The organism is Skermanella sp. (genome assembly GCF_059503625.1).
Genome location: NZ_JCACHA010000919.1, coordinates 1 through 7,373, shown reverse-complemented (window position 1 = coordinate 7,373; position 7,373 = coordinate 1). Strand labels below are relative to the sequence as shown.

Here is a 7,373-nt window from a genome sequence, read left to right as displayed (position 1 = left end):
TCGAGAACAGGTCGGAAAGGGCGAGGAGGAAACTTTGTGCGACAGGTATGCTATCCATTCCGTCCCGGCCTTGCTTGCAGTGTCGAAGCCATACTATCAGCGCGCCGGCTTATGGCAATCGACGCAGCGGCCGCCTGTTCAATCGATCAGGCGCCGGGGCAAAATCGCTGGACGATCGGGAAGATCAGGGCGGACTGTTGCGATGCAGCATAGTCGGTGATGATCACCGTTCCAGGCCGGGCGCAACACCGGGAACTACCCGTGTTCGGCCATGCGCACGCCGGGACCATGGTCGGCATCGGCATCGATGAAGAGGACGCCGCCATCTTCGAGCGCGCGTCGGATCGCCGCGGCCGAAGCACGGTGAAGTTCGTGCTGGCCGTTCTCGAAACCGCGCACGGTGCTGCGGCTCACTTCCGCGCGGGTAGCCAGGTCGTCCTGGGTCCAGGTCAGGAGCGCCCGAGCCGCGCGGCATTGTTCCGGTGTCAAGGACATGCCGCTCCAGATGGGGCGCGCAATCCAAAGATCAATATAGCTCATTTTGGTTGAAACGACCGGTTGCAGGTTTAGCTATGGTCCTGCTGCCGCGGCTCCCGCCGCAAGATTGCCCATTATCGTCCGGCAAGCGTTCAATGAATGGCAGCCGATCTGCCAAGCCCGCGGGCTGCATCCGACACGCGGGACGAGGCCCCCGCAGGAAAGGAGACACGGATGGGGATAACCGACCTTTTTTCGTCCTCGAACGTTCTTCTCGACGTCAGTGCGAATACCAAGCGAGCCCTGCTGGAGTTCATGTCGACCGAGGCGGCAAGCCGGCTCGGCCGGTCCGATCAGGAAATCCTCGACTCCCTGCTGGCGCGCGAGCAGATCGGCTCCACCGCCCTCGGCAAAGGGGTCGCACTTCCCCATGCGGAGCTCGACGGCGACGGGCTGCCGATCGTCCTCCTGGCGCGGCTTAGCCGCGGCATCGATTTCGACTCCCGCGACGACGAGCCGGTCGACATCGTCTTCCTTGTGCTGTGGCCGTCGTCGGGAGGCAAGGGTCTGCTGACCGCGATGTCGGAGATCTGCCGGACGCTGCGCGACCCGCAGTCGCTGCGGCGGATCCGTTCGGCGGAGACTCCGGAAGCCGTCATCGGTCTCGTCCGCCAACTGGCGGCCGCCCGCGACGGCGCCATTCCGGCGACCATTCCTGCGCCGGACGATACCTGAACGCTCCAGACCCGGCGCGTCCGCCGGTATCGCGGACGGAGGGTGTTTCCAAAATTCGCAGACGACCATGACGCCGCGACGCGGCTCCCGCTCGAAGGCCTGACCGTAGGGGATTATGCCAGACGCCTTGCTCCTGATAGCCGCCGTCGGACTTCCGTTCATCGGTGCGATCGCCGCGGCGATTCTGCCGACCCATGCCCGTACGGCGGCGGCCGTACTGGCCGGGGCGACCGCCCTGGCCGAACTGGCGCTTGTCTGGGCCGCCTATCCGACGGTGGCGGCGGGCGGCATCCTCCGGCATGCCGCCGAGTGGATGCCGACGCTAGGATTGGACTTCTCGCTCCGGATGGATGGTTTCGCCTGGCTCTTCGCGGGGCTGGTGTCGGGCGTCGGCGCGCTGGTGGTGCTCTACGCGCGGTACTACATGTCGGCGGACGATCCGGTACCACGCTTCTTCGCCTTCCTGCTCGCCTTCATGGGCTCGATGATGGGGGTCGTGCTCTCGGGCAATCTGGTCCAGCTCGCCTTCTTTTGGGAACTGACCAGCCTCTTCTCGTTCCTGCTGATCGGGTACTGGCATCACACGGCGGCCGCGCGGGACGGTGCCCGCATGGCGCTGACCGTGACCGCCACAGGCGGGCTTTGCCTGTTCGCCGGCGTCCTGATCCTGGGCCACATCGTCGGCAGCTACGATCTCGACCGCGTGCTGGCGTCGGGCGACCTGATCCGGTCGCATCGGCTTTACCTGCCGGCCCTGGTCCTGATCCTGCTGGGAGCGCTGACCAAGAGCGCGCAGTTCCCGTTCCACTTCTGGCTGCCGCATGCCATGGCGGCCCCGACGCCCGTGTCGGCCTACCTGCACTCCGCGACACTGGTCAAGGCGGGCGTCTTCCTGATGGCGCGCCTGTGGCCGGTGATGTCCGGGACCGAGGAATGGTTCTGGATCGTCGGTTCCGCCGGCCTCGCCACGCTGCTGCTGGGCGCCTATGTCGCGATCTTCCAGCATGACCTGAAGGGGCTTCTCGCCTATTCGACTATCAGCCATCTCGGGCTGATCACCCTGCTGCTCGGCCTCAACAGCGCGCTGGCGATGGTGGCGGCGATCTTCCACATCATCAACCATGCGGCGTTCAAGGCATCGCTGTTCATGGCGGTCGGCATCATCGATCACGAGACCGGCACCCGCGACATCCGCCGGCTGTCCGGGCTGAACCGCTTCATGCCCTTCACGGCGCGTCTGGCCCTGGTGGCGGCGGCGGCCATGGCGGGAGTCCCGCTGCTCAACGGTTTCCTCTCGAAGGAGATGTTCTTCGCGGAGGCATTGTCGGCCCAGGCATCGCTGACGCTGCTGCTCGACATTCTGCCGTTCGCCGCCACGGTGGCGAGCGCCTTCAGCGTCGCCTATTCCCTGCGGTTCATCCACGGCGCCTTCTTCGGACCGGACCCTGTCGATCTGCCGCGCACCCCGCACGAGCCGCCTGCCTGGATGAGGTTTCCGGTGGAGATCCTGGTGCTGGGCTGCATCATCATCGGCGTGCTTCCGTCGGCTTCGGTCGGACCCTACCTGGATATGGCCGCGCATTCCGCCCTGGGGTCCGCGACGCCGGACTACAGCCTGGCCGTCTGGCACGGCTTCAACCTTCCCCTGCTGATGAGCTTCACGGCGCTGGCGGCCGGGATCGTGCTCTACCTGGCGCTTCAGCGGCATCTGCGGAAGGGCACGGAAGGTCCGCCGCTGATCCGCCCGCTGGAAGGGCGGCGCATGTTCGAGCGGACCATGGTCTTCCTGTCCTGGCGTCTCGCCCGGTCGCTCGAAGGGGTCTTCGGCACCCGCCGCCTGCAACCCCAGTTGCGGCTGGTGGTCTGCGCGGCCGTCCTGGCCGCAGCCCTGGCCGTCTATCTGCGCGTGCCCGGTCCGGGCAACCTGATGCCCGCCGACATCGATCCGGTGCTTGCCCTGATCTGGGCGATCGGCGCCGTCTGCGCGCTGGGCGCCGCGCGTCAGGCCAAGTTCCACCGGCTGGCGGCGCTGATCCTGCTCGGCGGCACCGGGCTGGTGGTCTGCTTGACCTTCGTCTGGTTCTCCGCGCCGGACCTTGCGCTGACCCAGCTTCTGGTCGAGGTCGTCACGACGATCCTGCTGCTGCTGGGGCTGCGCTGGCTTCCCAAGAGGCTGGATATTCCGGGCTCGCGCGAAGTGCTCACGATGGCGCGCCGCCTCCGGGATCTCGGCATCGCCATCGCCGCCGGCGCCGGCATGTCGGCCCTGGCCTACAGCGTGATGACGAGGGTCCCGCCGGAAATTCTGGCGCAGCACTTCCTGGAGCGGGCCTATGCCGAGGGCGGCGGCACCAACGTCGTGAACGTGATCCTGGTGGACTTCCGCGGCTTCGATACGTTGGGCGAGATCACGGTGCTGGGCGTGGTTGCGCTGACGGCCTATGCGCTGCTGCGGCGGTTCCGTCCGGCGTCCGACAGCGTCGACGTTCCGGAGCAGCAGCGCGACCAGAGCGCCTACGACAAGGCCCGGCCGGACCGGACGGAGGGCGACACCGTCGCCGACTGGCTGCTGATCCCGTCCGTCATCACGCGGCTGCTGTTCCCGGTGATCGGCGTCGTGGCGCTGTTCCTGCTGCTGCGCGGCCACGACCTTCCCGGCGGCGGCTTCGCGGCCGGGCTGACGGCGTCGATCGCCATCATCCTCCAGTACATGGTCGGGGGAACCCAGTGGGCCGAGGCCAGCCTGCGGATACGTCCGATGACCTGGATCGCGGTCGGCCTGCTGCTTGCGACCGGCACGGGGATGGCGGCCTGGGCGGCCGGCCGGCCGTTCCTGACCTCCTACTTCGCCTATGCGGAGATCCCCTTCATCGGCTCGGTCCCGGTCGCAAGCGCCCTGATCTTCGACATCGGCGTTTTCGCGCTCGTGGTCGGCGCCACCGTGCTGATGCTGATCGCGCTCGCCCACCAGTCGGTGCGCGGCCACCGGGCCGTCCCGCGCCCGGCCGCCGCCCCTTCGGCACCGGCACCGGCGCCGGTGCCTCAGCAAGTCGCTCAGCAAGTCCCGGCGGGAGAGGATTGATGGAAATCATCGTTGCACTGGGCATCGGCGTACTGACCGGCTCCGGCGTCTGGCTGCTGCTGCGGCCCCGCACCTTCCAGGTCATCATCGGCCTGTCGCTGCTGTCCTACGCCGTCAACCTGTTCATCTTCTCGACCGGCGGCCTTCGGACGGCGGCGGCTCCCGTGCTGGAGCGCGGCGTTCCGGGCAACCTCGCGGTGCAGGCCGACCCGGTGCCCCAGGCGCTGGTCCTGACCGCCATCGTCATCGGCTTCGCCACGACAGCCCTGTTCCTCGTCCTGCTCCTCGCCTCGCGCGGGCTGACGGGTACCGACCATGTCGACGGAAAGGAGCAGCAGCGGTGAGCGACTGGATGGATCACCTGACGATCGCTCCGATCGTCGTCCCGCTGCTGGCCGGAACTCTGCTGCTGCTGATCGACGACCGCCGCCGCACGATCAAGGCGACGCTTGCCGTCGGCTCGGCGCTGGCGATGGTGGCGCTCGCGGTCCTGCTGCTGATGATGGCGGACGGCACGATGGGAGGAGAGGCCGGGAATGCCGGCGTCGTCCGGATCTACCGGCTGGGCGACTGGCCGTCGCTGTTCGGCATCGTCCTGGTCCTGGACCGGCTTGCGGCGCTGATGGTGCTGCTGACCAGCGTGCTCGGACTGGCGGCCCTGGTGTTCTCGCTGGCGCACTGGCAGCGGGTCGGGCCGTTCTTCCATTCGCTCTTCCAGTTCCAGCTCATGGGGCTGAACGGCGCTTTCCTGACCGGCGACCTCTTTAATCTCTTCGTGTTCTTCGAAGTCATGCTGGCGGCGTCGTTCGGGCTGGCGCTGTACGGCTCCGGCATCGCCCGCGTCCGGGCGGGCCTGCACTACGTCGCGATAAACCTCGTCGCCTCGCTGCTCTTCCTGATCGGCGTGAGCATGATCTACGGCCTTGCCGGCACGCTCAACATGGCCGATCTGGCGACCCGCATCGCCGGGCTGCGGCCCGATGACAGGGCCCTGGTGGAGGCCGGCGCCGCGATCCTGGGCACCGCCTTCCTGGTCAAGGCGGGCATGTGGCCCCTGGGGTTCTGGCTGCCGACCACCTACGCCGCGGCGGGAACCGCTTCGGCCGCCATCATCTCGATCCTGAGCAAGGTCGGCATCTATGCCGTGCTCCGGCTGTGGCTGCTCCTGTTCGGCGAGGGCGCCGGGGACTCCGCCGGGTTCGGCGGCACATGGCTGCTGATCGGCGGCCTGCTGACGATCGCCTTCGGCTCGATGGCGGTGCTCGCGACGCAGAACATGGCGCGGCTGGCCGGCGCCAGCATCCTCGTCTCCTCCGGCACCCTCCTGGCGGCGATCGGCGTCGGGCAGGTCGAGGTGACGGGCGGCGCGCTCTTCTATCTGACCGGTTCGGTCCTCGCGGTCTCCGCTTTCTTCCTCCTGATCGAGCTGGTGGAGCGCAGCCGCGAGGTCGGCGCCGACGTGCTGGCGGTGACTCGGGAAGCTTTCGGCGAAGCCGAGGAACCGACCGACGACGGCGAGATCGGAACGCCTATTCCGGCGACGATGGCCATCCTGGGGATCAGCTTCCTCGCCTGTGCCCTGCTGCTGGCAGGGCTGCCGCCGCTTCCCGGCTTCCTCGCCAAGTTCGCCATGCTGGCGCCCCTGCTGAACGCCAGCGGCGCCATGCCGGCCACCAGCTGGGCCTTGTTCGCGGCGCTGATCCTGTCGGGGCTGGCGACGGTCGTGGCGATGACCCGCGCCGGCATCGACGTCTTCTGGGCATCGCCGGGAAGCGAGGTTCCGCGCGTCCAGGTGACCGAAATCGTCCCGATCGGATTGTTGCTCGGGCTCTGCGTCGTCATGACGATCGAGGCCGGCACGGTCATGCGCTTCATGGAAGCGACCGCGCAATCGCTGCACGGTGCGCAGGAATACGTCCGCAGCGTCGTGCCGCCGTCCAAGGCGTCGGGCATGACCGGGGGAGGGGCGCCATGAGGAAGTGGCTGCCCTTCTCCCTGATGACGGCGTCCCTGCTGTCGATCTGGCTTTTGCTGACCGAGAGCCTGACCCCCGGCGCCGTCGTCCTGGGATTGGCCGTGGCCTTCGGCGCTCAGCGGGCGCTTATGGCGCTTGCCCCGCCGAGGATCAGGTTCAGGCATCTGCGCGTCGCTGTCGACCTAGCGGCGGTGGTCCTGCGGGAAGTCGTCCGCTCCAACTGGGCGGTCGCCTGGATCGTGCTGCGTCCCGGGGGGACCGAACGGGTCTCGGGTTTCGTCCGCATCCCGCTGGACATGCGGGCACCCTATGGGTTGACCGCGCTGGCCTGCATCATCACGGCGACGCCCGGCACGCTCTGGGTCGAATACGACACGGCGGACAATACCATGCTGCTCCACGTCCTCGACCTGATCGACGAGGAAGAGTGGGTCAGGATCATCAAGGACCGTTACGAACGGCGGCTGATGGAGATATTCGGCTGATGGAGAGATTGGAATGAGCGTCGTGCTGCTGGGCTGGTCGGTGTTCCTGGCCCAGATCCTTCTCGGTCTGGCCATGGCCTGCGCCACCTACAGGCTGCTGCGCGGACCGCGTGCCCAGGACAGGGTGCTCGGCCTCGATACCCTTTACGTCAACGCCACGATGCTGCTGCTGACCTTCGGCATGCGGAGCGGCAGCACGCTGTATTTCGAAGCGGCGCTGATCATCGCGCTGCTGGGGTTCGTCGCGACGGCGGCGATGGCGAAGTTCCTGATGCGCGGAGAGGTGATCGAATGACTTACGCCGCCGACCTTCCGGTCTGGGCAGCCGTGCCGACGGCCTTCCTGCTCCTTCTCGGGGCCGCGCTGGCGCTGATCGGCTCGTTCGGGCTGCTGCGGCTCGGAAGCTTCTACGACCGCATCCACGCCCCGACCCTGGGCACGACCATGGGGATCGGCTGCGTCCTGGCCGCTTCCATGCTGTTCTTCTCCGTGCTGGAAACCCGTCTGGTGCTGCACGAACTGCTGATCGGCGTGCTGATGGTGGTCACCACGCCCGTCACGCTGATGCTGCTGGCCCGCGCCGCCCTGTACCGCGACCGCACCGAAGGCAGCGACGGCG

At 67.7% G+C, this 7,373-nt stretch carries 8 protein-coding genes; 7 read left to right on the top strand and 1 reads right to left on the bottom strand.

Going from position 1 to position 7,373, the window contains the following annotated elements:
* Positions 1-255 precede the first annotated feature (255 nt).
* Positions 256-495 carry a helix-turn-helix domain-containing protein gene (locus AC5JJ6_RS33555; protein ID WP_496046198.1) on the bottom strand — a complete coding sequence of 80 codons (240 nt, stop codon included), beginning with the start codon at positions 493-495 and terminating at the stop codon, positions 256-258.
* A gap of 216 nt (positions 496-711) precedes the next feature.
* Here AC5JJ6_RS33555 and AC5JJ6_RS33550 point away from each other — a divergent pair, with 216 nt between their 5' ends.
* The 7 genes from AC5JJ6_RS33550 to mnhG form a co-directional block, all read left to right on the top strand.
* Positions 712-1,212 carry a PTS sugar transporter subunit IIA gene (locus tag AC5JJ6_RS33550; protein WP_496046197.1) on the top strand — a complete coding sequence of 167 codons (501 nt, stop codon included), beginning with the start codon at positions 712-714 and terminating at the stop codon, positions 1,210-1,212.
* 115 nt (positions 1,213-1,327) lie between these two features.
* A complete protein-coding gene (locus tag AC5JJ6_RS33545; RefSeq protein WP_496046196.1) occupies positions 1,328-4,294 on the top strand; it encodes a monovalent cation/H+ antiporter subunit A in 2,967 nt (988 codons plus the stop codon).
* Positions 4,294-4,638, top strand: coding sequence for a Na+/H+ antiporter subunit C (locus AC5JJ6_RS33540; RefSeq protein ID WP_496046195.1), 345 nt, complete (start codon positions 4,294-4,296; stop codon positions 4,636-4,638). Before AC5JJ6_RS33545 ends, AC5JJ6_RS33540 begins: the two co-directional genes overlap by 1 nt.
* Positions 4,635-6,269, top strand: coding sequence for a monovalent cation/H+ antiporter subunit D (locus tag AC5JJ6_RS33535; RefSeq protein WP_496046194.1), 1,635 nt, complete (start codon positions 4,635-4,637; stop codon positions 6,267-6,269). The genes AC5JJ6_RS33540 and AC5JJ6_RS33535 overlap by 4 nt, the downstream gene beginning before the upstream one ends.
* Positions 6,266-6,754: a Na+/H+ antiporter subunit E gene (locus AC5JJ6_RS33530; RefSeq protein WP_496046193.1), complete on the top strand. Its 489-nt coding sequence runs from the start codon at positions 6,266-6,268 to the stop codon at positions 6,752-6,754. Before AC5JJ6_RS33535 ends, AC5JJ6_RS33530 begins: the two co-directional genes overlap by 4 nt.
* Positions 6,755-6,767: 13 nt before the next feature.
* Positions 6,768-7,049 carry a K+/H+ antiporter subunit F gene (locus tag AC5JJ6_RS33525; protein ID WP_044430322.1) on the top strand — a complete coding sequence of 94 codons (282 nt, stop codon included), beginning with the start codon at positions 6,768-6,770 and terminating at the stop codon, positions 7,047-7,049.
* On the top strand, positions 7,046-7,373 hold a 328-nt coding region (mnhG, locus tag AC5JJ6_RS33520), incomplete at its 3' end, for a monovalent cation/H(+) antiporter subunit G (protein ID WP_496046192.1). The genes AC5JJ6_RS33525 and mnhG, both read left to right, overlap by 4 nt.

What these genes read in the sequence shown, in the direction of transcription:
- AC5JJ6_RS33555 (WP_496046198.1), bottom strand. Translation starts at nt 495, where the DNA reads ATGTCCTTGACACCGGAACAATGCCGCGCGGCTCGGGCGCTCCTGACC.
- AC5JJ6_RS33550 (WP_496046197.1), top strand. Translation starts at nt 712, where the DNA reads ATGGGGATAACCGACCTTTTTTCGTCCTCGAACGTTCTTCTCGACGTC.
- AC5JJ6_RS33545 (WP_496046196.1), top strand. Translation starts at nt 1,328, where the DNA reads ATGCCAGACGCCTTGCTCCTGATAGCCGCCGTCGGACTTCCGTTCATC.
- AC5JJ6_RS33540 (WP_496046195.1), top strand. Translation starts at nt 4,294, where the DNA reads ATGGAAATCATCGTTGCACTGGGCATCGGCGTACTGACCGGCTCCGGC.
- AC5JJ6_RS33530 (WP_496046193.1), top strand. Translation starts at nt 6,266, where the DNA reads ATGAGGAAGTGGCTGCCCTTCTCCCTGATGACGGCGTCCCTGCTGTCG.
- AC5JJ6_RS33525 (WP_044430322.1), top strand. Translation starts at nt 6,768, where the DNA reads ATGAGCGTCGTGCTGCTGGGCTGGTCGGTGTTCCTGGCCCAGATCCTT.